Annotated in this window: 24 protein-coding genes; 18 read left to right on the top strand and 6 right to left on the bottom strand. The window is 41.9% G+C overall.

Annotated features, from left to right (window positions below; genetic code table 11):
* Nucleotides 1–91 precede the first annotated feature (91 nt).
* Genes QNH36_RS22450 through QNH36_RS22440 form a run of 3 tightly spaced genes read right to left on the bottom strand, consistent with a single transcriptional unit; the run spans nt 92 to nt 1,867 of the window.
* Complete coding sequence (locus QNH36_RS22450; RefSeq protein WP_283904291.1) at nt 92–394, bottom strand: hypothetical protein; 303 nt, start codon at nt 392–394, stop codon at nt 92–94.
* Nucleotides 395–404: 10 nt separating this feature from the next.
* On the bottom strand, nt 405–716 hold the full coding sequence (locus QNH36_RS22445) for a hypothetical protein (protein ID WP_283904290.1): 312 nt from the start codon (nt 714–716) through the stop codon (nt 405–407).
* The gene (locus QNH36_RS22440) at nt 713–1,867 is read right to left on the bottom strand and encodes a lipase family protein (protein ID WP_283904289.1); all 1,155 of its coding nucleotides are present in this window, start codon (nt 1,865–1,867) and stop codon (nt 713–715) included. The genes QNH36_RS22445 and QNH36_RS22440 overlap by 4 nt, the downstream gene beginning before the upstream one ends.
* Before the next feature lie 187 nt (nt 1,868–2,054).
* On the opposite strand from QNH36_RS22440, the gene QNH36_RS22435 reads away from it, so the two are divergent.
* Complete coding sequence (locus tag QNH36_RS22435; RefSeq protein WP_144478277.1) at nt 2,055–2,354, top strand: hypothetical protein; 300 nt, start codon at nt 2,055–2,057, stop codon at nt 2,352–2,354.
* Between the two features lie 612 nt (nt 2,355–2,966).
* Nucleotides 2,967–4,922: an N-acyl-D-amino-acid deacylase family protein gene (locus QNH36_RS22430; RefSeq protein WP_144478273.1), complete on the top strand. Its 1,956-nt coding sequence runs from the start codon at nt 2,967–2,969 to the stop codon at nt 4,920–4,922.
* A gap of 31 nt (nt 4,923–4,953) precedes the next feature.
* On the opposite strand, the gene QNH36_RS22425 is transcribed toward QNH36_RS22430, so the two are convergent.
* Nucleotides 4,954–5,127, bottom strand: a complete 174-nt coding sequence (locus tag QNH36_RS22425) for a hypothetical protein (protein WP_186326790.1) — start codon at nt 5,125–5,127, stop codon at nt 4,954–4,956.
* Between the two features lie 908 nt (nt 5,128–6,035).
* Here QNH36_RS22425 and QNH36_RS22420 point away from each other — a divergent pair.
* The 8 genes from QNH36_RS22420 (at nt 6,036) to QNH36_RS22385 (ending at nt 13,718) form a co-directional block, all read left to right on the top strand.
* Nucleotides 6,036–8,147, top strand: a complete 2,112-nt coding sequence (locus QNH36_RS22420) for a BglG family transcription antiterminator (protein ID WP_283904288.1) — start codon at nt 6,036–6,038, stop codon at nt 8,145–8,147.
* 44 nt (nt 8,148–8,191) lie between these two features.
* A complete protein-coding gene (locus tag QNH36_RS22415; protein WP_144478269.1) occupies nt 8,192–8,632 on the top strand; it encodes a PTS sugar transporter subunit IIA in 441 nt (146 codons plus the stop codon).
* Complete coding sequence (locus tag QNH36_RS22410) at nt 8,632–8,898, top strand: PTS sugar transporter subunit IIB (protein ID WP_283904287.1); 267 nt, start codon at nt 8,632–8,634, stop codon at nt 8,896–8,898. Before QNH36_RS22415 ends, QNH36_RS22410 begins: the two co-directional genes overlap by 1 nt.
* A 25-nt stretch (nt 8,899–8,923) precedes the next feature.
* Entirely contained in the window at nt 8,924–10,219 is a 1,296-nt protein-coding gene (locus QNH36_RS22405; protein ID WP_144478265.1) for a PTS ascorbate transporter subunit IIC, read from the top strand.
* A 70-nt stretch (nt 10,220–10,289) separates the two neighbouring features.
* Nucleotides 10,290–11,282, top strand: coding sequence for a phosphotriesterase family protein (locus QNH36_RS22400; protein WP_283904286.1), 993 nt, complete (start codon nt 10,290–10,292; stop codon nt 11,280–11,282).
* Nucleotides 11,283–11,540: 258 nt separating this feature from the next.
* On the top strand, nt 11,541–12,272 hold the full coding sequence (locus QNH36_RS22395) for a creatininase family protein (RefSeq protein ID WP_283904285.1): 732 nt from the start codon (nt 11,541–11,543) through the stop codon (nt 12,270–12,272).
* Nucleotides 12,250–12,984: a KDGP aldolase gene (locus tag QNH36_RS22390; RefSeq protein ID WP_481825293.1), complete on the top strand. Its 735-nt coding sequence runs from the start codon at nt 12,250–12,252 to the stop codon at nt 12,982–12,984. Before QNH36_RS22395 ends, QNH36_RS22390 begins: the two co-directional genes overlap by 23 nt.
* Entirely contained in the window at nt 12,984–13,718 is a 735-nt protein-coding gene (locus QNH36_RS22385) for an SIS domain-containing protein (RefSeq protein ID WP_283904283.1), read from the top strand. The genes QNH36_RS22390 and QNH36_RS22385 overlap by 1 nt, the downstream gene beginning before the upstream one ends.
* A 455-nt stretch (nt 13,719–14,173) precedes the next feature.
* Here QNH36_RS22385 and QNH36_RS22380 read toward each other — a convergent pair whose 3' ends face one another.
* Together QNH36_RS22380 and QNH36_RS22375 are read right to left on the bottom strand one after the other, a co-directional pair.
* Complete coding sequence (locus tag QNH36_RS22380; RefSeq protein WP_283904282.1) at nt 14,174–14,935, bottom strand: SDR family NAD(P)-dependent oxidoreductase; 762 nt, start codon at nt 14,933–14,935, stop codon at nt 14,174–14,176.
* A 34-nt stretch (nt 14,936–14,969) separates the two neighbouring features.
* Nucleotides 14,970–15,740, bottom strand: a complete 771-nt coding sequence (locus QNH36_RS22375; RefSeq protein WP_283904281.1) for an SDR family oxidoreductase — start codon at nt 15,738–15,740, stop codon at nt 14,970–14,972.
* Between the two features lie 225 nt (nt 15,741–15,965).
* Between QNH36_RS22375 and QNH36_RS22370 the strand changes: the two genes are divergently transcribed.
* The 8 genes from QNH36_RS22370 to QNH36_RS22335 all read left to right on the top strand — a co-directional run bounded on the left by QNH36_RS22370 (nt 15,966) and on the right by QNH36_RS22335 (nt 24,398).
* Nucleotides 15,966–16,721 (top strand): IclR family transcriptional regulator, encoded by a 756-nt coding sequence (locus tag QNH36_RS22370; RefSeq protein WP_144478255.1) that lies wholly within the window; start codon nt 15,966–15,968, stop codon nt 16,719–16,721.
* An 18-nt stretch (nt 16,722–16,739) separates the two neighbouring features.
* Nucleotides 16,740–17,720: a tripartite tricarboxylate transporter substrate binding protein gene (locus QNH36_RS22365; protein ID WP_144478253.1), complete on the top strand. Its 981-nt coding sequence runs from the start codon at nt 16,740–16,742 to the stop codon at nt 17,718–17,720.
* Nucleotides 17,721–17,792: 72 nt separating this feature from the next.
* Nucleotides 17,793–18,239 (top strand): tripartite tricarboxylate transporter TctB family protein, encoded by a 447-nt coding sequence (locus QNH36_RS22360; RefSeq protein WP_144478251.1) that lies wholly within the window; start codon nt 17,793–17,795, stop codon nt 18,237–18,239.
* Between the two features lie 14 nt (nt 18,240–18,253).
* Complete coding sequence (locus tag QNH36_RS22355) at nt 18,254–19,753, top strand: tripartite tricarboxylate transporter permease (RefSeq protein WP_144478249.1); 1,500 nt, start codon at nt 18,254–18,256, stop codon at nt 19,751–19,753.
* 33 nt (nt 19,754–19,786) lie between these two features.
* Nucleotides 19,787–20,746: a sugar kinase gene (locus tag QNH36_RS22350; RefSeq protein WP_144478247.1), complete on the top strand. Its 960-nt coding sequence runs from the start codon at nt 19,787–19,789 to the stop codon at nt 20,744–20,746.
* A gap of 10 nt (nt 20,747–20,756) precedes the next feature.
* Nucleotides 20,757–21,401 carry a bifunctional 4-hydroxy-2-oxoglutarate aldolase/2-dehydro-3-deoxy-phosphogluconate aldolase gene (locus QNH36_RS22345; RefSeq protein WP_144478246.1) on the top strand — a complete coding sequence of 215 codons (645 nt, stop codon included), beginning with the start codon at nt 20,757–20,759 and terminating at the stop codon, nt 21,399–21,401.
* A 275-nt stretch (nt 21,402–21,676) separates the two neighbouring features.
* A complete protein-coding gene (locus QNH36_RS22340) occupies nt 21,677–23,122 on the top strand; it encodes a cell wall-binding repeat-containing protein (RefSeq protein ID WP_283904280.1) in 1,446 nt (481 codons plus the stop codon).
* Nucleotides 23,123–23,618: 496 nt separating this feature from the next.
* Nucleotides 23,619–24,398, top strand: a complete 780-nt coding sequence (locus tag QNH36_RS22335) for a transposase (protein ID WP_144478242.1) — start codon at nt 23,619–23,621, stop codon at nt 24,396–24,398.
* Nucleotides 24,399–24,413: the final 15 nt, after the last annotated feature.

Below are 24,413 nucleotides of genomic sequence, written 5' to 3'. Positions count from 1 at the left end.
GGACGGTTCTTGAAATAAAAGGTTAGAGGCTTAAAGACCATGGCTTTGCGCTTTTTAGTTCTTCTGTTTAAATAACCCGGGAACCCCCGGGTTATTCTTCATCATACCCTATTAATGATACTTCGTATTTGTCTTCAGAAAAATTCACCATAGCATGAATCCTGTTATCCTTATTTCCCTTCTGGTATCCAAAAAGAAAAATCTCCGTACCATTAGTACGGGTTGTGAATTCATGCTCATTAATTACTACGTCCCATCCTTTTTGCTCTTTGAAATATTGGACTGCCGATTCTGTAGCTTCCTTTACGATTTTCTCTTTTTCTTCCGTAGACATATCATTACACCCCTGCAAGATTAATATTGCCAAAATCAATAACAGGCCTTTCCTTAACATCGCCATCCTCCTACCACTTTGGACCGGAATTAATTTCAGCCCGCATGAGTGAATCAAGTCTTTTTCTTGTCTGGATTATATCATACCGTTTGTCTTCCAAACGATGAATTCTTTTAGAGAGTTCCATAAAGAAACCCTCTGACCATTGGCTTACCCGATCTGTCGCTTCGCCCGCCTTCCAACTATAAAGCCGCTCCATGCTGTTCCTATATTTAAGTTGGGTCCTTCTAAGAGTTGCTATGAAATGATCAAGCTCTCTTTCGGCAACGCTTAGATTCTGGATATCATTTAAATATTGAGCTGTCTTTTTATTATTCGTCATACCAGCTTATCCGCCTTTTCATATTCATTTGCTGCAAATTTCAAGAAGTGGGTGAATTTTGAGGTTTCTTCGTTGAGCCAGTTTGCAATACTGGTTAATTCATTTAACACTTCATAGCCAATTTCCCTTGTTTGCGAAAGCTCTCCATCATTGATCAACCTATTTTTAATTTTGCTTTTTACATCAGGTAACTCATTCAAAACACTCCGGTTTACTCTCCCCACACTTTCTGCAACTTCATGCAAATGAGAAGGAGTTACCTGGATCAATCCGCCATCCGCACTTACATAGCGTGGAGACCTTGATACTTCTACGCCAGCAAGAACATCGTAAAGAACCGCGTTATTGATGTTCCCGTATTTATCAAACTTATAATTCTCCATTCCATGATAAGTACCGATTGATTCTAGTAACCTCTTGAAAGGCCTTCCTTCATTGTCCATATTTTCATATTTGAATCTTGAGCCTATGTAGAAGGTGGAACCAATATGTCTGTCATAAGGTTCTAGCCCGCCTGCTCCAATCGAATCCTTAGGATGGACGTAATTGACAATGGAGGAATCAAAATCCCCTGCAAAAGCTTTTGTCTTTGTTTTTTCATCTAGTAAATCAATGACGCTTGGTGCACTGTAAGTTACTGCGTCTAAGCTGAATATCGCAGCTGAATATTGGGCAAGTGCTCCTCCCAAAGAATGGCCAGTCACGGTTATCCGCGCAGAAGGGTTGGTATTTTTGAGATCCTTAACTAGTTGTTCCGCTTGCTGGAACTGGTTCTTCTTATACCATTCTTTTTTCTCCGGATTATAATAAACATCCAGCCGGTCTCCTCTTGGATTGGACTGTTTTTCATGTACTTTATCCTTCATCATGATGTATTGAATATCGGTTTCTAAATCTGCCATGCCTGCTCCGAGCATATCATCCCCCTGGGTTCCGCGGAACGAAACGACAATCTGGTCTTTCTTCTTAACAACCAATGCATCAAATCCAGTAGTGGAATCAGTCGTTACATAATCCTTCTTGTTCACAACCTCCCATTTATGAGTTTGCTGATTGTTGTTGTATTCGATGAATTTAGGCAATCGTTTGTGATCAATATAATAGGCCTGCTGTGATAAAAATAAATAAAGCTTATCTTCATTCTTCGTCATGGATGACCTCCACAAGTTTCGGAATATTTTCTTAATTTTACCATACTGAATACAGGAAATAAAAAAAGGATACGGGGGAAAATCATTTGAACAGAGTTATTTCCCTTGATAAGATTATTCGCAGGTGAATAATAACCTGTATGATTCTTAAATCAATTCTGGGCTGAAATGGTAAGGAGAGCGAGCGATGAAAAATCTTTTGGTGGTGTTGCTTTTTTCACTATCCATCCTCCAGGGGTGCAATAATATGGACGAAAATAAACAAGAAGAAATACTTGAAAAAGCCATTCATGCAGCAAACGAAGAATTCAAAAAGCAAATGGGATGGGAAATCGTCGTGGACGATCATGAATTCACCACAAGAACCGAAGGAACCGAACTATTCCTTTACGGATACAAAAAAGGTGATAAACAAAACAAAATCACCGCCACAGTCGACTACAGCGAAGAGTACAAAGTCCAATCTATCGGTTATACGGAGAAATAGGTAGCGGGGGAGAGGGGCACAGGGGCGGTTCTTATGTCCCTTCGGAATTCAATTAGTTAGCTGATGGTCAGGTTATTAAACTTTTTTATATTAAGTGATAATAAGAGGATAAAATAAAGTTTTAATTCTAAATCCAGGTCGAAGGGATGTTTCTGTTCTGGTTTTTGGTATATTAGGGCTTATCCTAAAGCTGTAACTGCTAGACTAAGGTGAACAGTTTTTGCTAGATAAAAATGAACACTTTTCAATACAAATTCGAATGGTATATGGTACCATCCATTTTCCAATGGACACTTTTAGTTGATTTTAATGGAGATGAGGTTAGGAATATTGAAGAGTACTAAGAAAATACAAAAAGGACTGGAGGAGTCCTTTTTTATTTGGCAAAATTCAAAGATTTATACGTAAGATTAGTGTGGTGGACTAATTTACTAGCTCATTAGGAAAATATTAGGGTACCGAAATATAAGGCCTAGTTATTTACTCTCAATTATTATCTGAAATATTAGAAAAATTAGTAAACTGTGTTAATGTAAGTTTGTTAAATATTGGAGTGAGAGGAGGCGAAAAGAACAGTTTCGGTCGATATTGAAATATTAGGGAGGCTAAAAGGTGAAAAGTTTAAGCAAAAATATTCTGTCTCTAACATTATCTGTTGTTTTGCTTGTGGGAATTTTATTTGTAGGGTACCCTCAAACCGGCCAATCAAAGGAGAAAACCAAACAGGAATTTGATTTAATCCTTCAGGATGGCACAATTATTGACGGTACTGGTTCCAAACGCTATAAGGCGGATATTGGAATATCTGATGGGTATATTCAATCGATTGGAAACTTGGATGATGCCAGTGGAAAAAATGAAATCAATGTTTCGGGTAAAATTGTTTCTCCAGGATTTATTGATATGCACAGCCATGCAGATACAGATGTACTTACAACAGCAAAAAGCTCATTAACCCAAGGGGTTACGACTGAAATGATAAGCCCGGATGGAGGAGGCCCGGTTGACCTTTCCTATCTGTCCGAGCTGGAAGAAAAGGGACTTGCCATCAATGTGGGGAGCTATATTGGATTTAATTCGGTTTGGGAAGGAGTCGTGGGATATGACGACCGCCGTGCCACTCCTGAAGAAATTTCCGATATGCAGTCACTGATTGAAACAGCCCTCCAAAAAGGAGCCTGGGGAATTTCTGCAGGATTATTCTACGCTCCCGGGAACTATGCAAAAATACAGGAAGTCATTGATGTTGTCAGTGTTGCCGAAAAGTGGAGAACCAATTTTCCAAATCACATCAGAAATGAAAATTATCACGTTCTCGAAGCAACCTCTGAAACGATTGAAATAGGTGAAAGTGCAGGAATCGTCCCGGTTATTACTCATATGAAGGTAATGGGGCCGAGCAACTGGGGTAAATCTGTGGAAACGATTAAAATGATACAGGATGCCAATAAGCGGGGAACATTTGCAGCGGCCGACCAGTATCCTTACCTGGCCAGCCAAACAGGCTTAACTGCGATTGTTCCTCAGTGGATTCAGGATGGCGGCCGGGAAGAGATGCTCAAGCGCTTTGCGGATCCTGCCATGCGCACACAGATTGAAGAAGAAATCCACGCGACCATTGCCAGTAGGGTAAGAGATGCTGGTGACGTCTACTTTCCGACTAAGCAAACAACGTTAGGGGATATAGCCGCAGAACAAGGTGTTTCACCTGGAGAAGCGACTATGCAGATCCTTGAACAAGAAGGGAACATTAGAACCATCTATTTCTTTGGCCACCAGGAGGATTTTGAACGGATACTTAAAAACCCTACGACCGCCATTGCTTCTGATGGAGGAGCAACTGTTTCAAGCAGCACTCATCCGAGAAGGTATGGAACTCAGCCTAGGGTTCTAGGAAAGATTGTAAGAGAAGATGGGTTATTATCTTTGGAAGAAGCTGTTCAAAAAATGACAGGCCTTCCTGCCAATATCATAGGAATGGTTGACCGCGGATTTATTGCTGAAGGAATGGCAGCTGATATTACGGTATTTGATCCCAATATAGTAACTGATAAGGCTACATTTGATAATCCAAAGCAGTATGCGGAAGGGATTGAGAATGTGATTATCGATGGGCAGTTCGCCATAAAGAACGGTGACGTAACTGGTGTGCAGGCAGGAAAAGCTCTTAAGCGCAGCTACGACATGCCAAGCCGTCCAATGAGTCTCAATGAAGCTCACAAAGTTTCGGCCAAGGGACAGCTCGTTAATGATAAAACTCAAGGGCCTAAGATTAAAATTATGGTTGAGCAAAATGCTGATCAATCTCAATCAAAAGCTAAACTTCAAATTATCGACAAGAAGAACAATATCCATATTGAACTTGATGAACTTGGATTCCTGCAGACCTATAAAGGCTGGGCTAGCTTTACAGGAACTGTGAAATTAAAGAAATCCGAAAGATCCGTCCCTGTTCTTGTCACTGTTGATGAGGAGGATCCTTTCACTGGGAAAGAAACAATTCGTATTAAGATTGGTGAAGAATACCTGTACAGCGGTACTTTGAATGGAGAATTAGAGGTATATTAATAATTAAGAAAAAATTTAAATGTGTTACCACTTAAGGCAGAGAGATACTCTGTCTTCTTTCTTTTGAGCCATGGCCAAAGGGATGGTCTTGTTCCTTCATGAAAGAAGTGAATGAACGTATCCTTCTTCCATAGGACTCTCTTGAAGACTCGGGAGTATTTTTCAGTTCAAAGTACAAGTTTACTTTTTGATCATATGTATTCATGGTGTGCCTCCTGATTTTAATTTTGAAATTAAGATCAGAAGGCAGGAGGAGGCCTGGAAAGGGAATTAGTGTTATATATTTCTGTGTTATAATCATGGACGAAAAGTTCTTTTCTATTGTATTTGTTTGGTTTGGCGATTAAACAATACCATAAGAAAGGAAACTTTTTTTTTTATGCACTTTTTAACTGTTTAAACTAAACTTGGAGGCCATCGCGTAGCGATTTCGTTCTTCTGCCGTCGCGTTCGGGGTCGGAATAGTTTGGTTGAGGTTCATTGATGTTTGGAGGTTGATGGTGTAATTATCTGATTAGATCAGGAACTGTATTTGGGTGGGATTCTTACGAATTTTGACCTCATTTTTTTATATATCCTTACTGATTTTCAATTAAGTGAAATTGATGGTGGTTTTCTCTTTTTCGATATATTTTAGGTAGTATTTATCTTAATAATCAGTTTATGAAAGATTTGATGATTGTTTTCCTCTTTGTCGTTTCCCTCTTTTGAGTTGTCCTTCTACTTATCATCACTCCTTTTTCTTTGAGTCTATCTCTTAAGAAGCATGGGGACGTACCGAGGGTATGTCCCTATGCTTCTGTAATTTGTGTTAAGTTGCCAGGTGGCATGTTTTAAAAGGTCCAATTTTGCACAAAATCTTCGAGCGGCATTTGGTCTACTTTTTGCAAAGAACCCACAGTATAGTAAAGATAAGCAATTGCTAAAGCAAGGAATAATAAGATTTATAACAACACCTTCGGATGGAGTGGAAATTACTGCGCCAACCGAGAGACCTTTATAAGCTCATCTTTGCACCATGATTAGTATAATTGAGTCTGAAATTGCACAATTGGAATACGCAATAATAAGACTGTATTGTGCAAACTAACGGGGCTAAGGAGGTGAACGCTAATGTCATTGGATCAACGAAGTAATGCCATATTGGCCTATTTAGTCCAGGCGGATTCCAATGTGCCGATCAAAGAACTTACGGAAAAATTCAAGATTTCGCGGAGGACGGTCTACTACGATATTGAAAAAATTAATTCGTGGCTTAAAGACCAGAAGCTTCCTGAAGTGAACTATGTAAGGTCTGTCGGCTTCCATTTGGAAGAGGAAGCGAGAAGTCAAATTCCAGAACTGATTGGTACATCTGCTGGTGTCTGGCACTATGAATATTCCCCCGATGAGCGTAAGGCTCTGATCGCGATTTATTTGATGGCCAGGGAGGCACCTATTTTTCTAGAGGATTTAATGGGAAAAACAAGGGTCAGCAGAAACACCACGCTGGAAGATGTTAAAGGCTTAAAGAACGAGCTATCCAGGTTTGGACTTGAGCTTAAGTCGGATCGAAAGTCCGGATACCTGATCCTTGGAGATGAAGATGATAAACGAAAGGCAATCGTGTTTTATCTTCAGCAGGTTTTATCGGATCAGAAACTGCAGACGATTATTAATCAAATTCCATTGCTTATCAACCAAAACCGTGAGGAATTGAACCTTTTTGATTTTGAAAAATTGAAAGCGGTTCACGGAATATTGGTAGAAACGGAAAAGGAACTGAATGTCGTTTTTACGGATGATTTCATGCAGAATCTTTCTTTAAGGCTCCTTTTATTCGGAAGAAGGCTCGCGCAGGGCAAGAGGATTGAAATTGATCCTGTTGAAAAAGAAGTTCTTAAGGAAGCAAGTGAGTTCGAAGCGGCAAAGGAAATAGGCGCCAAGCTTTCCAGGTTGTTTGGAGTTCATTTTCCGGAGGATGAAATATTTTATCTGACCAAGCATTTGCTAAGCTCAAGAGTCCAGTTTTCCGAAGCCAGGGATGAGAATATCTCACCTATGCTTGAACAGGTTGCTGATTCCATGGTTACAGATTTTCAAAAATATGCCTGTGTATTTTTTGAAGATATCAATGAAATCAAAAAGAATCTCCTTCTTCATATAAAACCTGCCTACTACCGGCTGAAATATGGGCTGGAGGACCAAAGTGATTCCGCTGAATTGATCAAGGACAAGTATCAGGTTATTTTTCAACTGACAAAAAAAGTTGTCCACCATCTTGAGGAGGCAGCGGGAAACTCGGCCAACGACAACGAAGTAGCACTGATTGCCACTCATTTTGGCGGCTGGATGAGAAGGGTTGACGCTAAGCCTCCAGAACGAAAAACTGCGTTGCTGGTTTGCACGAAGGGGCTAGGCACTTCCAAATTGCTGCAGCATCAGCTGGAAGGGCTGTTCTCTACTGTTGATATTTATGGAAGCGTTTCACTTCGGGAATATGAAAAAAACCTGATTGACGCCGACTTTATCATCTCGACCATTCCGCTTGAAAAAAGCGATAAGCCGGTTTTTGTCGTATCTCCGATTTTATCGGATGCTGAAAAAGAGGGACTTTTAAAAAAGGTTAATGCGTTGGTTGATGACTCGGCTCCACACCAAAAAAGGGCTTCAGCCGAGATCCTGCTTGACTTGATTGGCCAATATGCCGACATTCATAACCGAGATGCGCTTGAAAGGGAGCTGAAACGGTTTTTGTCTGCTCCCGTCCAGAAAGTGGCAACGGCAGAAAAGCCTTCTCTTGCTGACATTCTTCCTGTTGAAAACATTTTGATAAGGGAAGGGGCAAGCGATTGGAAGCACGCTATAAAGCTGGCTGCCGAGCCACTTTTGAATAAAGGATCTATCACCCGTGATTATATTAAAGCCATGATTGATTCGCTGATTAAAATGGGTCCTTATATCGTGATCGCGCCAAAATTCGCGATCCCGCATGCACGCCCGGAAGATGGAGTGAATAAGCTTGGCATGAGCCTTTTAAAACTGGACAGCAGTGTCGATTTTTCCGATAAAGGAACTCACCCGGTCAATCTTATACTCGTTCTTGCAGCTACCGATGGAGAATCCCATTTAAAGGCACTCGGTGAGCTGACGGACCTATTGGGAAATCAGGCAAATATAGAAGAAATAATAGCTTCAGAATCACCAAAAAATATTTTTGAATTACTAACAGCTCATAAGGTCTAGTTTTAAAATCAACAACTAAAATTGTAACAGAAAGGGTTTTCATCATGAAGTTTTTAGAATCCAGTCTGGTTGCCCTTGATGTGGAAGCGGCGACTCCCGATGAAGCAATCCGGGCGGCGGGAAGCCTTCTGGTGCGGGAGGGTGCCGTTGAGGAAAGATATGTCGATGCAATGATTGAATCGTACCACAATAATGGGCCATATTTTGTACTCGCTCCCAAAATTGCCCTGCCACATGCAAGGCCGGAGGATGGAGTAAGTGAAGCATCTGTTTCGTTTGTCCGCCTGAAGAATCCAGTAGTTTTCGGCAATGCAGCAAATGATCCTGTAACCTTTGTATTTGCCCTTGGTGCTTCAACAAGCGATCAGCACCTGCAAATTTTGCAAAAGCTAATGCTCCTTCTTGGAGACCAAAGCAATGTGGGAAAACTGCAACAAGCAACAAACTATAAAGATATTAAAACACTAATCGGGGGGAAAGAATAATGAAAATTTTATGTGTATGCGGACTTGGACAAGGAACGAGCCTTATTTTGCGAATGAATGTTGAAACTGTTCTGAGGGACCTTGGAATCACTGCGGACGTTGAAAATACGGATGTATCAACTGCTTCCAGCATGTCGCCGGATTATATCGTGACAAGCAATGAGCTTGCTCAGACACTTGAAGGAACTAGCTCGAAAGTGATTATCGTAAACAACTATTTCGACATGAACGAAATTAAAACGGCTTTACAGGAAAACTTGCAATAAAAAATTCTTTTAGGGGGAAAAAAGAATGGAAATAATCAAATGGGTTGCCACCAACGTCTTTGGAACACCTGCAATTCTGCTTGGTTTCATCGTCCTGCTCGGGCTTTTGCTGCAAAAGAAAAACTCAAGCCAGGTCATAAGCGGCACGTTTAAAGCTATTATTGGATTCCTGATTATCGGTGCTGGCGCAGGTGTTATTGTAAACGCTCTTATGGTTTTTGAACCAATGTGGAAAGAAGTGTTTAACCTTCAGGGAGAGTCGCTTGGCAAATTCATGGGCCAGGAAGGCTTCAATGCCAAATACGGAAGTGCGGTTACTTTAGCTATGACACTCGGCTTCCTGATCAACGTTCTTCTGGCGCGTTTTACTAAATTTAAGTTCATCTATCTTACAGGCCACATGATGTTCTGGACCACAACTATTTTTGCCGGGATTGTCGTTCATGCGGTCGGCGATGTTTCTTTTGTCAAACTGGTCATTTTCCTTGCTGTCATCATGGGTCTATACTGGACCATTCAGCCGGCCTTGACGCAGCCGTTCATGCGTAAAATTACTGGGAATGACAATATCGCACTCGGCCATACATCTGCATCTGTCGCACTTCTTGCAGCACTTGTCGGTAAAATTGCAGGCAACAAAGAAAACGATTCAGAAAAAATCAAGCTGCCAAAGGGACTTGAATTCCTTCGCGATTCAAATGTTATTACAGCATTGACAATGGGGCTGCTTTTCCTGGTTGGCGCAATCATTCTTTCAACAAAGGATACCCAGGGCGCAGCTGATCTTATGGCCAAAGCTGGGGAACAGAACTTCATCATTTACTCAATCATCCAGTCCTTCACTTTTGCCGGCGGTATTGCCATCGTGCTCCTGGGTGTAAGGATGTTCATTGGAGAAATCGTACCTGCATTTAACGGTATTGCAACAAAGCTTGTTCCTGGTGCCAAGCCAGCGCTTGATTGCCCTATCGTATTCCCATTTGCTCCAAACGCTGTTATTCTTGGCTTCCTTGGAGCCTTTGCCGGGGCTCTTATCTGGCTGCTGGTTCTTGGAAGCACTGTAAGCTACGTTTTTGTTCCAACTATGATCGTCCTCTTTTTCCACGGTGCGACTGCCGGGGTATTCGGAAACGCAACTGGCGGTGTGCGCGGCGCATTGCTTGGAGGATTCATCACTTCAACAGTTGTAGCCTGGGGACAATTCATCATGGTAAAAATGCTGATCTCAAGCACAGTGCCAGATACTGCAATGTGGGCAGCGGACTCAGACATGTTCATCCTGGGACCGATCGTCCGCTTCTTGGCTCAGCTTTTCTTTTAAAACTTGATTTAATTGAGGGTAAAGGGCATCAATAATGCCCTTTACCTATTCCATTAGGGAGGGAATCAACATGAGCTTCATACGTACGTTACGGGGGGATATTGCCCCAACCGACCTGGGCTTCACTTACTCTCACGAACACATTGTCTGCCGCCCCGCTTTTTGGCAGGAGAAGGGAGAAGGCGATCTTCTTCTTGATGATAAGGAAAAATCCAAAAAAGATGTTGAGGATTTTAAAAACCATGGCGGGAAATCAATTGTGGATGCCACGGCGATCGACTATGGCCGCGACGTTCAGGCAGTAAAGGAAATTTCCGAAGAACTCGATATCCATATCGTCGGGACCGCCGGTTTCAACAAAAGCTTTTTATGGGATGCAAAAATCAAAGACGAGCTAAAGCCAATCATCGGTGATTATAAAACTTATTATGAGTGGATTGACCGTGCCACCATCAACCAACTGACTGATGTAGTCATCAGGGAAGTTGAAGAAGGCTTGGAGGGCACTCCTTTCAAAGCGGGCCAGGTGAAATTTGGGACAGGTTATAAACGCATCACGCCGCTCGAGGAAAAAACTCTGCGTGCCGTTGCCCGTGCCCACCATGAAACAAAAGCACCCCTTCATTCTCACACAGAAGCTGGGACGATGGGTCTAGAGCAAATCGAACTTTTAAAATCGGAAGGCGTCGACTTGAATTTCATGAGTTTTGGTCATATGGACCGAAATCCTGATCCATATTACCACGAGAAGATCGCTTCAACAGGTGCCTACCTCAGTTTTGACGGCATTGCCAAAATCAAATATGCGCCCGAAAGCACACGCATCTCCTCCATCCTTGACCTTGTCAAAAAAGGCTATGAAAACCAAATCCTTGTCAGCGGTGATACAGCCCGTAAAACCTATTACAAACACTATGATTACGGTCTTGGGCTTGAATATATCATCGCAAAATGGGTACCGCGGTTCATTGACGATGCAAATCGGCAGGGGTTTGATGGAGAGGCTCTAATCCATAAGTTCTTTGTTGAGAATCCGGCTCGATGCTTTACTTTTAAAAAATAGGCTAGGTTAAACATGCGGTTGATTTCTGATTCAGGCATTTGCTTCCCTAGGGCGGTTGAGCCGCCTAATCGGCTTCTGCGGGGTCACATCTTACCCTGCTGCTTGTGCAAGAATCAAATGCCCAATCAATTGTATAACCAGTATCCTTAACACAGCTAAAAACAAAAGCCAGACAAGCGTTTTCAAAGCTATAAAGGCGGCTGGCGAACTTACAATCCAGCCGTCTTTTTATTCCAGCAGAATTGGGAGGGAACAGCATTGATTTTTCAAAACGAAAACTCCTTTGAAGTGAAAGAAAAAATCGAGAAAAGCCAGATTGTGATTTTGCCGATTGGGGCAGTGGAGGCGCATGGCCCCCACCTGCCATTGGGAACAGATAACTTTTTGGCTGAGCGGCTATCCGAAAGGGTTGCCAAAAAGACAGGGGCGTTTGTCCTGCCTACATTGCCTTATGGGCAGGTATGGAGCCTGAAGAACTTTCCCGGAAGCATCAATATCAGCAATGAATCGCTGATCAACTTTCTGTTCGATATCGGAACCAGTCTGTACGAGCAGGGTTTCAAGCTGTTCGTCATGATTAACGGCCATCTTGGCAATGCTGTCGCCATGAAGGAAGCGGCCCGCAAATTATATAGTGAATATCCGGATCTTCGTGTTTTGTATTTATTTTATCCGGGAGTGAAGCAAATCACTGAAGAAGTTCGAGATGGTAAGTCAGCCCATTCCACTTACTTTCATGCCTGCGAAATCGAAACTTCCTATATGTTGTATTTGGCACCTGAGTACGTCGATATGTCACGAGCCATCACCGATATTCCGACCATCCCGCCAAGTGCAGATATCACGCCGACACCTTGGGAGGAATTCACCAAGACAGCAGTACTTGGTGATGCGAAGGCAGCGACAGCGGAAAAAGGCGAGAAAATCATCGAAGTAGCTATCGAAAATATGATCAAGCTGATTGAGGGTGCAAAAAATGGACTTAAGTAAACTAAAAAAAATAGACGACTTTCTTTTATTTAATTTTTTGGCAAAAGACAAGGAAAATGCAGCAGAAATTGTGGAAGCTGGAGAAGGCTATGTAGTTCCTGGAATTGTGGCTTCTGATTTTGAGAAAATCGAGGACGGGATTGCAAAAGTAAATGAGCTGAAGGAAGCTGCCCCGGTTGTTTCAGTAGGGCTTGGCGACAACGGCAATCCGGCGAATTGGGATAAGGTCCTTGCGATTGCTGCTGGCTCCTGCCCAGGCCATATCAACCAGCCATTTGATAAATCCAGCTATTCAAGAGGATATTTAAAGGCTCTTGGGCAGGACCAGACCGTTAACGCCCTTGTTTCTCCAAGCGGCAAGCCCGGAACAGTCAAGCTTGCTACTGGACTTGAAATGACTGTTGAAGACTTGCTGGACCTTGCATCGGCAATGCAGATTGAATCCATCAAGTTTATGCCGTTAAAAGGAATCCAGCATCTGGATGAACTGGTTTATCTGTGTAAGGCAGCTGCAGAGAAGGGAATCACTGCAATCGAGCCTGCCGGGGGAATCACTGCCGATAATATCAAGGAAATCGTCAATGCGGTCAAGGATACGGGCATCCCGGTATTTATGCCGCATATTTTCGGGTCGACAATTGACAAAGAAACCGGCAGGACCATTCCGGAGGAAGTCATCAGGATACTAGACCGGGTAAGGGGGGAGTTTTAGTGCTTAATAATTATTTCGAAAAGATCCATTTACTGCTTGAAGAAGTTATGGAATCTGAGCAAGATGCGATGGAGAAGGCAGCAGGGAAAGTCGCCGAAGCTATTATGAACGGCGGTATCATCCAGTTGTTCGGCTGCGGGCATTCCCATATCTTGACCGAGGAAGTTTTTTACCGTGCTGGCGGTCTTGTGCCAATCAGGCCTATCCTGGTTGAACCATTGATGCTTCATGAAGGTGCGTTGAGATCATCCCGGCTTGAACGTCAAAACGGTTATGCTGAAGGATTTATGAAGGAACAGGATATTCGTCAGGAAGATGTCGTGTTTGTATTGTCCACGTCAGGCCGCAATCCGGTACCGGTTGACGTCGCACAAGGGGCGAAAGAAAATGGAGCCTTTACAATTGGCCTGACATCACTGGAATACTCCCAAAGCCAGCCATCCCGCCATACAAGCGGCAAGCACTTGTTCAATTCTGTTGATCTAGTGATCAATAACCACTCAGTGCCAGGGGACGCCATCCTTGCCCATGAGAAAGTAAAAGTACCCTTTGCCCCCACTTCAACAGTCATTGGGGCGGCGATTCTTAACGCCATCCTTGCAGAATCAATCAAAATCATGGCTGACAAAGGCTTCGAACCTCCAATCTTCCTGAGCGGAAACATCGACGGAGCTGATGCACACAACACTAGCCTGGTAGAAAAATATCAAAAAAGGATTCCATTATTATCTTAGAAAGCATAGGCGCGGTGCTCTTGTCTTATACAAGAGACAAAATAAAAAGGTGAGAAGCGTGAAGGGGATAGATTTACGCTTTTTTCCTTATTGTTTATATTAAAGGATTGAAAAAAATAAAATCGTTGTTTCATAATACAGGTAAATAGAGCGTTTTACATATAAAAACCAGTGGAGGGCCACTGGTCAAAATGGTGAAAAAATTTGGGATATCGGAACGGGTCTCAAGTACAGTTTCGGATCCTAAAATCAGTAGCTTCAGTTTTTAAAATCTCGCAAAAGAATCCAGCTTAATATGCCGCTGGATTTCTTTTGTTAAGCAGGGAGATGTGTGAAAATGAATATTGTTATTTTGAAATATTAAATTTACAAATAAAAAAACCATACACTATCACTTGTGTAAATTATTAATATATATTTCATTCTGTTAATGATTCAGTATTCCATAGTTAGAATTAATCCATCAACTGTCCACCATTTACTTCAATAGTTTCACCACATATGTAGCTGGCAAAGTCCGAGGCGAGGAACAAGGCAGTACCCACAATTTCTGCAGGCAATCCTTCTCTCCCCATTGGGATGCCTTTTAAAAAGCCTTCACGAATCTCCGCTGGAGTAAACTTATCCTGGAAAGGGGTATTGATTACACCTGGGCTTATGGCATTCACTCTGATTCCTGCAGGGAGAAATTCTTTTGCCATACCTTTAGTAAGTGTCAAAACAGCTCCTTTTGCAGAGGAATAATGAAGAGCACCGGGGCCTCCGCCATTCCTGGCCGCGATGGAGGTAATATTAATAATGCTGCCCCCGCCATTCTGCTTCATAATTGGATAAGCCTCTTTAGAGCAGAGAAAAACAGATTTTACGTTAAGGTTGTAAGTCTGATCCCAAACTTCTTCCTGAAGTTCTGCAAATGGCATCCTTTTTACCAGGGCTCCTGCGTTATTAATGAGAATGTCTATTTTCCCGAACTCCTCTATCGCAGCCTCAAAAAGGGTTTTTACATCACTGGAAGAGGTAACGTCTGCTTTAATAGCAATGGCGGTTCCCCCAACTTCTTGTATTTCTTGAACAAGATGATCAGCACTAGCTTTGCTGTTTAAATAATTTATGACTACCATCGCACCCGAGGCAGCAAAACCTTTGGCAAACTCCGCTCCTATGCCTGTACTTGCCCCAGTGATTAAAACAACTTTATTATCGTAATTGATTTCCACTGAATAATCCTCCTAATACTATTCTTGAATAATTTTATCTTCCCATCCAGCCTCCATCTACAGTGACTACCGAGCCGGTCATATAATCGGATGCCTTCGAAGCAAGGAAAATAGAAATCCCTGTAAAATCGTCCGGCTGTCCCCACCGGTTTGCCGGGATTCGACTGAGGATAGCTTGGCTCCGGTCAGAATCTTCTCTTAATGCCGATGTGTTGTCTGTTGCTATGTATCCGGGTGCTATGGCATTAACCTGAATGCCGTACTGCGCCCATTCATTCGATAGGGCTTTTACTAACTGTGTAATCGCCCCTTTGCTCGCTGCATAGGAAGGAACATTGATTCCTCCTTGAAAGCTCAGTAATGAAGCAATAAAAATAATTTTTCCGGATTCCTGCTTGACCATCATTTTGCCGATTTCACGGCTTAAGATAAACTGTGAATCCAAATTAATATCCATTACACGATCCCAATAATCATCGGGGTGGCTTAATGCAGGCTCTCTAAGAATAGTACCTGCATTATTAACAAGAATATCAATTCTATCGAATTTAGCTTTAATATCCGAGATGAAATTGTATAAGTCACTCCTCTTAGAAAAGTCACAAGAAAAAGCGTGAAATTTCCTTCCTCTTTGTACTACCTCATTTTCGACACTGCTTCCAGATGATTCTAGTGTACTGCTTACGCCAATAATGTCAGCACCTGCTTCTGCCAGGGCAATAGCGATTGCCTTTCCTATACCTCTTTTGCAGCCAGTAACAAGAGCTGTTTTTCCTTGTAAAGAAAACAAATCATGAATGCTCAACTTTTTCTCCTTTCCGGTATCCTTTAATCCATATGGTAATCTTACCCACCACTTTAAAGCTAGATTATTAAATTAGTCAAATATAAAAAATATAAATATAAAAATAAATTTTCTGCAAATTATTTCTTTCGGTAGTATTGACACCGCTTTCATCAGTTACTATACTTAAACCATATTAAGGAATGCTGTTCCGTAATACGGAACAACCTCGAGGGGGGAGGTTAGTTGATTCAGTCTGTCAGCAGGGCGTTACACATTTTAGAAATCCTGAAAGATTATCCAAAAGGATTAGGTGTAACTGAATTAGCTCAAAAACTGGATGTAGCCAAAAGTACAGTCCATAGATTGTTAATGTCGCTTGAAGAGTATGATTATGTACAAAAGTTAGGTAAAGATAGTGTTTATCGGCTTGGTTTGAAATTCATCGAAATGAATGAGGTAGTGGTCGAAAATCTAAATATTGTGGAGGTTGCACGGCCGCTAATAGAGGGATTAAGCAAAAGCACAGGTGAGATTGTGCATTTGGTTATGCTAGACAACAACGAGATTATATACATCGATAAAGTCGAAAATAATTCCGCAATCAGGATTTATTCCCAGGTTGGAAGAAGAGGACCGCTGCATTGTACGGGTGTAGGCAAGAGTATTCTTGCTTTTTTAAGTGAACAAGAGGTCGATCGTTTGTTATCGGGCTATACAATGAAAAGATTCACTGAAAATACACTGACAACCATTGAGGAGTTAAAAACCGAACTAAAGTCAATCAGGGAAAATCAATTTTCTTATGATAACGAAGAACATGAAAAAGGGATTCGCTGTGTTGCAGCCCCAATTTTTGACCACAGGCAAAGGCCACAATTTGCGATTAGTGTTACTGGTCCGCTAACTAGAATGTCAGATGAACAACTGGAAGAAATCATTCCGAAGATGAAAGAAACAGCAGCAGAAATTTCCCGTCGGATGGGATATGTCCACTCATAAAATAGGGGGTAAATAATAATGAAAAAGTTTAAGTTTAGTTTTGTCCTTTTATCAATCATGCTCATATTGGCTGCTTGTGGTAACAACAAGGAAACTGGGGGAGATGGCAAGGAGGAAGCAGCGGATTTCCCTAAAAAAGCAGTTGAAATCATTGTCCCATATGCAGCAGGTGGAGGAACTGATACAGTGGCCCGTTCGTTTGCAGATATGGCGAAAAAGGAACTTGGAGAATCTGTAGCAGTTGTTAACAAAGAAGGTGGCGGCGGTGCAGTCGGCATGCAAAATGGTATCAATGCCAAGGCTGATGGGCATACAGTAACAATGGTTACTGTGGAGTTGCTGACATTGCCGCATTCCGGACTGGCTCAATTCTCATATAAAGATATTAAACCAGTAGCTTTATTGAATGAAGACCCTGCTGCAATCACAGTTCCTGCTGATGCACCTTACAATACGATCGAAGAATTCATTGAAGCAGCTAAAAAGGAAAAACTAAAAGTTGGGAACTCAGGAACAGGTGCAATCTGGCATCTGGCAGCTGCGGCTTTTGAAAAGGAAACTGGGGTTGAATTTAATCACGTACCATTTGAAGGTGCAGCTCCTGCGATCACAGCATTACTTGGCGGGCATGTGGATGCAGTTTCTGTCAGCCCGGCTGAGGTAAGCTCGCAAGTGAAGTCTGGCAAACTTAAGGTACTGGCCGTAATGGCAGAAGAAAAGGTTGCTTCGCTTCCAGAGGTCCCAACTTTAAAAGAGAAAGGAATCGACCTTTCCATTGGTACTTGGCGCGGTCTTGCTGTTCCAAAAGATACACCTGCGGAAGTTGTAAAGGTTCTTGAAGAAGCTTTTGGAAAAACAGCACAAAGCGACGAGTTTAAAGCTCAGCTTGAAAAAATGAATCTTGGATACCGTTATGAAAACAGTGAGGGTTTTTCGAAAATGCTTGAAGAAAAAGATCAATTATTTGGTGATTTAATCCCTTCATTGAAACTAAACTAAAAGCTTAATAACTACTAAACTCAAAAGGCTAGCATTGTCTAGCCTTTTGTAACATTGAGTGGAGGTATTACAATGATTGTGGCGAATCGTGTGATTGGCATAGGCCTCTTGTTATTGTCCGTTTATGCTTGGCTTGCTGCAAATACTTTTCCTGCGTCAATGGGACAGGGACCAGGTCCTGACTTTTTCCCGAAAATGTCGGCAGTCATACTGGGTATTTTAGCAATTATGCTTGTCTTTAAAAAAGAGGAGACCGAAGGGAAAGTCTATGCGTTTCATGGTAGATCTTCCGTTCGATCTTTTATATTAGCTTTCATCGCAATCATCTTATATGTAATTCTGATTGAATTTATCGGATTCGGGGTTTCAACTGTTTTAGTATCCCTGGCCTGGATGTGGCTAATGGGCGTTCGTAAGTGGACTACTCTGATTGGGGCGTCGTTAATTATTAGTGCAGGAATCAGTATCATTTTTGAATACCTGCTCGGTGTGCCGATACCTCATGGCATTCTTTATTAAAGGGGGCATGGAAAATGGATTTGCTCTTTCAGGGTATGGTAAATGTCTTTCAGCCTGAAGTTATTGCGCTTGTGATAGCAGGAGTTATAGTTGGGATCATTATAGGGGCACTGCCCGGTCTGACAGCAACAATGGGTGTAGCTTTGTTTTTGCCATTCACATTTGGTATGGAACCAACAACAGGAGTTCTTTTGCTGATAGGTGTTTATTTCGGATCTATTTATGGCGGTTCAATCTCTGCGATTCTATTGAATACTCCTGGGACCCCTGCTTCCGCTGCAACGGCAATTGATGGTTTTCAATTGACTAAGCAAGGAAAAGCGGGGAAGGCACTTGGAATTTCTGCCATTGCTTCAGGTGTAGGAGGATTAATAAGTGTGCTTATGCTTGTGTTAATTGCACCGCAGCTAGCAGAAGTGGCTCTCAATTTCAGCGCCCCTGAAATGTTTGGCCTTGCACTGTTTGGTTTGAGTATCATCTCCAGTATTTCAGGTGGTTCGGTGTTAAAGGGTCTAATCGCTGGAGTTTTCGGTCTTTTAATATCAACTATTGGAATGGACCCAATGACAAGTTTTCCTCGCTTTACATATGACCAGCTTTCTCTTTTGAATGGATTATCTTTTATTCCTGTCATGATTGGATTATTTGCTGTTTCGGAAGCACTTGTCATTATGGAAGAACAGCTTGCTGGTGAGAAGGGAATCGGAAAAGTTATTGCCAGTTATGTTCTCCCTAAATGGAATGAACTTAAAACATTATGGGTTTCCATATTCCGTTCAGGGCTGATTGGAACATTTATCGGAATTATCCCGGGAGCAGGCGCAGATATTGCTGCCTTCGTTTCCTATAATGAAGCTAAACGATTTGCGAAAAAAGAAGAAAAAGAAACTTTTGGAAAAGGGAATAAAAAAGCCATTGCTTCAGCTGAAGCAGCAAATAACGGAGTTACAGGCGGAGCGATGGTTCCATTGTTAACATTGGGAATTCCCGGTGATGCAGTAACAGCCATTCTCCTCGGTGCACTTGTGGTTCAAGGAGTACAGCCAGGACCGCAGCTGTTTGAAACAAGCGGTGAACTGGTATACACGCTGTTTGCAGGCATGATTGTGGCCAATATTCTTATGGTTGCTTTTGGACTAAGCGGGATTCGACTTTTTACAAAGATTTTGATGGTGCCAAAGAATATTCTTGGGCCAATCATTTTGGTTCTTTCTACAGTAGGAGCTTATGCGATAAGTAATAACTTTTTTGATGTTTATACGATGTTAGGTGCAGGAATCATCGGATATTTTATGAAGAAATACGGTTTCCCGGCTTCTCCTATCGTTTTAGCGCTTATTCTTGGTCCGATGGCCGAAAGTGAATTAAGAAGGTCGTTGGTTATGTCAGAAGGAAGTTACAGTATCTTCTTTGAACGTCCGATTGCGCTGGTTTTCATTATCATCTCAATCCTTTCCTTAGTCTTGCCGTTAGTATGGAGCAGATTAAAGAAAAATAAAACAGCTGCTCAATAGTCGGGAAATTCAGCAGGTTGGAGGTTAATCATTATGTTTCCTGAACTTGTAACAATAGGAGAAACGATGGCAATATTTGAAGCCAATTTGGACGGACCGCTTCGATATGTCCAGAATTTCAGCAAAAGATTCGGCGGAGCTGAATCGAATGTTGCCATAGGAGTAGCCAGACTAGGACATTCTGCAGGGTGGATCAGCCAGGTGGGGAACGACGAACTTGGCAAGTATCTTGTTTCATCAATCCGCGGTGAAGGAGTGGATACATCTCGGGTTGTCACCACTACCAAGGCAGCAACAGGTCTATATATAAAAGAAAGAATCCGTGAAGGATCTACCCAGGTATATTATTATCGAAGCGGATCCGCAGCCAGTCTTCTCACAGCTGAAGATATTGACTGGGATTATGTGAAAAACGCTAGAATTCTTCATCTGACCGGAATCACACCATTTTTAAGCAATAACTGTATGGAACTGGTTTTTGAAGCAATTCGGGTCGCGAAAAATAATAATGTGATGGTTTCCTTTGACCCAAACCTCAGATTCAAGTTGATGGAAGGGAAACCGAATGCTAGAGAAATCGTAATGGACATAGCCAGGGAATCAGATATTTTTATGCCTGGATTGGATGAAGCCGAGTTTTTAATGGGAACAAGGGATTATGACAAGATAGCTCAGCATCTTCAAAATACAGGCGTTTCTCAAATTGCAATTAAAAATGGAGAAATAGGGACGTATTATGTTTCAAAGTCTGAGGGATCTGGTTTTTCTCCGAGTATAAAAGTAGACAGAGTGATTGATCCAATTGGAGCCGGGGACGGGTTTGCGGCAGGCTTGCTTTCGGGAATCCTTGAAGGAAAGTCCCTTAAGGAATCAGTAGAACTGGGTGCAACAATAGGTGCAATGGTTGTTACTGTAAGAGGAGATATCGAAGGACTTCCAGACCGTGAAGCAATCGCTGGATTCAGGAAGAATAATAGGGACGTTTTACGTTAGGAGGTAAACCATGAAACAGGAACTGCTAAATAGAATACTAGAATCGGGTATTGTTGCGGTTGTCAGGCGTGTACCCGAAGATAAAGTCATGCATGCCATTTCAGCTCTGGTAGAAGGCGGAGTTACAGGCATCGAGATGACAATGGACTCTCCAAATGTTCTTGAAGTGATTAAAATGGCAAAGAAAGAATTCAATGGCCGGGCAGTAATAGGAGCAGGAACTGTTTTGGACGCGCAGTCTGCCCTCATGGCTATCCACGCAGGAGCCGAATTTCTGTTTGCTCCAACATTGAATGAAGAGACAATAAAAGTAGCGAACCGATATGGGAAAATTGCTATTCCAGGAGTTTTTACCCCGACTGAAATGCTTCAGGCTTATGAATGGGGAGCGGATATTGTGAAGATCTTTCCGGCCAGCACGCTTGGACCATCATTTATTAAAGACGTAAGAGGACCACTTGGGCATATAATGATGATGCCGACAGGTGGAATCGACCTGAACAATATTTCTGATTATATTAAAGCAGGAGCCGTTGCTGCAGGGGTAGGAGGCTCTTTGTTGAAAAAGGAATATATCGAAAAAGAACAATGGAATGAACTCACCCAACATGCTGGCAAGTTTGTTGAAATTGTAAAAGCTACAAGAAATGGATAGGTATTAGGAAGCATGGGGACGGTTCTCATGCTTCCTTTTTTATTTTGAAGCATGGGGACGGTTCTCATGCTTCTGGGGACATCGGTTTTACTTCTTCTTAGAAATGTGGTCACCATTTTAAAAAGGAAGCTGCCCTGCCGTCCCCCTCCGCTTAAATTAAAGAGAGGGAGCAGAAGAACCGTCCCTCTGCTCCTACCTCTGCTCCTAAACATTACAATGAATAGTCCGATATGACTAGTGTGCTGAAAATTATGTAAATAAAGGAGGATATTGGGTTGTTTAGAAAAATTGCATTTGGATTTTTGTTAACTGCTTTCATATTAGCAGGTACGATTACACAAGAGGTTTGGGCAGAAGGTGTCAAGTTGGACTCTGATGATGTAAGTTTGAAAATGAACGAATATGAGTTTGGCAAATACACTACTGGTACCGTCCAAGGCGTTTGGGAACCAGGTGAAACGGTTGACCGCTTCATCTTTAATGCTGGAGAAAATGGTCTTTATGGGGGTTTAAGTTTTGACTTAAAACGTTCATGGGCAAGGACATTGGATGATGTTAGACTTGAGAACACCCTTTTTGCAGAACTAAAAAGTGGCTCATATATTAAAATCTTTTTTGATCCAGGCGATGATGAAAATACAACAGTAAGTGGCGGACCAATACTATCCAGGAATGATGAAGTTCGAAAGCATGGCGGAGTAGGGCAGTTAACGGGAAAATTCATATTCGAGACCAAAAGAATAACTAATTTAGAAAAGGAATATACTTACGAACTTACATTCACTTTTTCAGAGCGTGCCAATGTGATCAGGTACGGAGGGAAGGATCGTTATGAAGTAGAGAAAAATTTAAATTCAGAACTATCTAATCAGAGCTTAGATACTATACTAATTTCAAGTGGCCTTAAATACTCTGATACTCTAGTAGGAGCTACCTTGAATAAGAAGAAAAATGCCACCATTCTTCTAGTGAACGACAATGATACTATTCTTGGGGCGAAAATAGAAGAGGCAAAGCGTTTGTTGAAGCCATCCGGCAAGGTATACATACTAGGTGGGCCAGCTACCGTATCCACAAAGATTGAATCAGCGTTTAAAAAGCATTTTTCAGTAGAACGTATTGGAGGAAAGGATCGTCTCGAAGTGGCTTTGAATGTAGCAGAGATGGCAAATCCGCAGCCTACTGAACTATTTTTGGTGTATGGTTTAGTATTCAGTGATGCCTTAAGTGTTTCACCTGTTGCAACCGAACGGCAGGCTCCAATTTTGCCTCAATGGGGTGACAAACTGAAATCAGAAATTAAAGATTATGTAAAAAAGCACTCCAGCATTAAAAAGGTATACATCGTAAGTGGGACAGGGGTAGTCCCAGTTTCAATCGAGAGTGAATTAAAATCGATAGGTATTAGTGAAGTAGAAAGAATTGCTGGGAAAGACCGATTTGATACTTCTTTGGCTATTGCACAAAAGTTTTATCCCAACCCTTTAAGTGTATCAATTGCAAATGGACTGGTCTTTGCTGACGCCTTATCCGGTTCAAGAAATTCATGGGAAAATAATAGTCCCATGGTGCTAGTTAAGAGAGAGGGTGTCCCTTTCAATACACTTCAATATATTTTAAATCTAAGAAGACTTTGGTTTTTAGGCGGGCCAGCCACACTATCAGATGATATTAAAGTACTCCTGACTGGTGAAGATAGATTGGAGACTATTAAGTTTTAGTAAGCAAGGGGACGGTTCTCATGCTTCCGGAGAAATGTGGTCAGCATTTTTAAAAAAGAAGCTGCCCCGCCGTCCCTCCACTTAAAATTAAGAGAGGGAGCAGAAGAACCGTCCCTCTGCTCCTACTCTTAAAATAGTGAAACTTCTAATAAAATGGGATATGATTAATATAACTTCTAAATCACCTGTTACCTGCTTATCACCTCAATATTTCCTTCTTGCCTTTATACCATCCAAGCTAAATTACCAAGATAAAAGAGTACCCCCACTTTGACTAAAATGTAGAAAATCCGCTCATCTAATCAATCCAATCGTTATCCAACTACTTTTTGAAGCAAGGGGACGGTTCTCTTGCTTCTTGGTGCACCAGTTTTATCTCTTAGGGGAAATGTGGTCTGCGTTTTGTAAAAGTAAGTTGCCCAGCCGTGCCCCAATTAAAATTAGGAGAGGGAGCAGAAGAACCGTCCCTCTGCTCTCGAAGGGAGCGATAGATGGAATGCCACGGAAAGCAAGAGTGAAAAGTGTGAATGGAATTTATCATGTAATCCTCCGAGGGGCGAATCGACAGGTGATTTTCCATGATGATCAGGATAGTATGAGGTTTCTTGATATTTTAAAGAAATATAAAGGTAAGACAGGACTGAAGGTCTATGCCTGGTGTTTGATGAGCAACCATTTACATCTTCTTTTGAAAGAGGGGGACGAAAGCCTGTCTGTCTCTATGAAGCGAATAGCGGTAAGCTATGTCTCATATTACAATTGGAAGTACCAGACAACAGGTCACTTATTTCAAGATCGGTTCAAGAGTGAAAATGTTGAGACCCGTCTATACTTTCTTAACGTTCTAAGGTACATTCATCAGAATCCCGTTAAGGCAGGAATTACTCGTCGTGCCGAGGAGTGGGCTTGGAGCAGTTATGCTGGATACTATGAACAAGAGTACTATCCTGGAGGGTTGCTGGACCGTAAGAAGGTACTCGAATTGTTTAATGAAGATAAAGAAATTGCAGTTTTAAAACTCAAGGAGTTTAATGAAAAAGAAAGTGATGATTCCTGCATGGAAGATGAGAACTATAATCGAAGGAGAATTCCAGACGATGAAGCCAGAGCGAAGATCGAGCAGACGCTCGGTGGAATTGTAATTGCCCAGGTGAAAAGTATGCAAAAATCAGAAAGGGAAGAAGTACTAAGAAAGGTCAAAACAATCGAAGGCCTATCACAAAGACAGGCAGCGAGAATTTTAGGTATATCTGCTAGTTTAATTTTCAAAGCGTAAAATTAGGAGTGCAAG

Origin of the sequence: Mesobacillus sp. AQ2 (assembly GCF_030122805.1) — a bacterium.
Lineage (GTDB): Bacteria > Bacillota > Bacilli > Bacillales > Cytobacillaceae > Mesobacillus > Mesobacillus oceanisediminis_A.
This window is presented reverse-complemented; position numbering and strand designations above follow the sequence as displayed.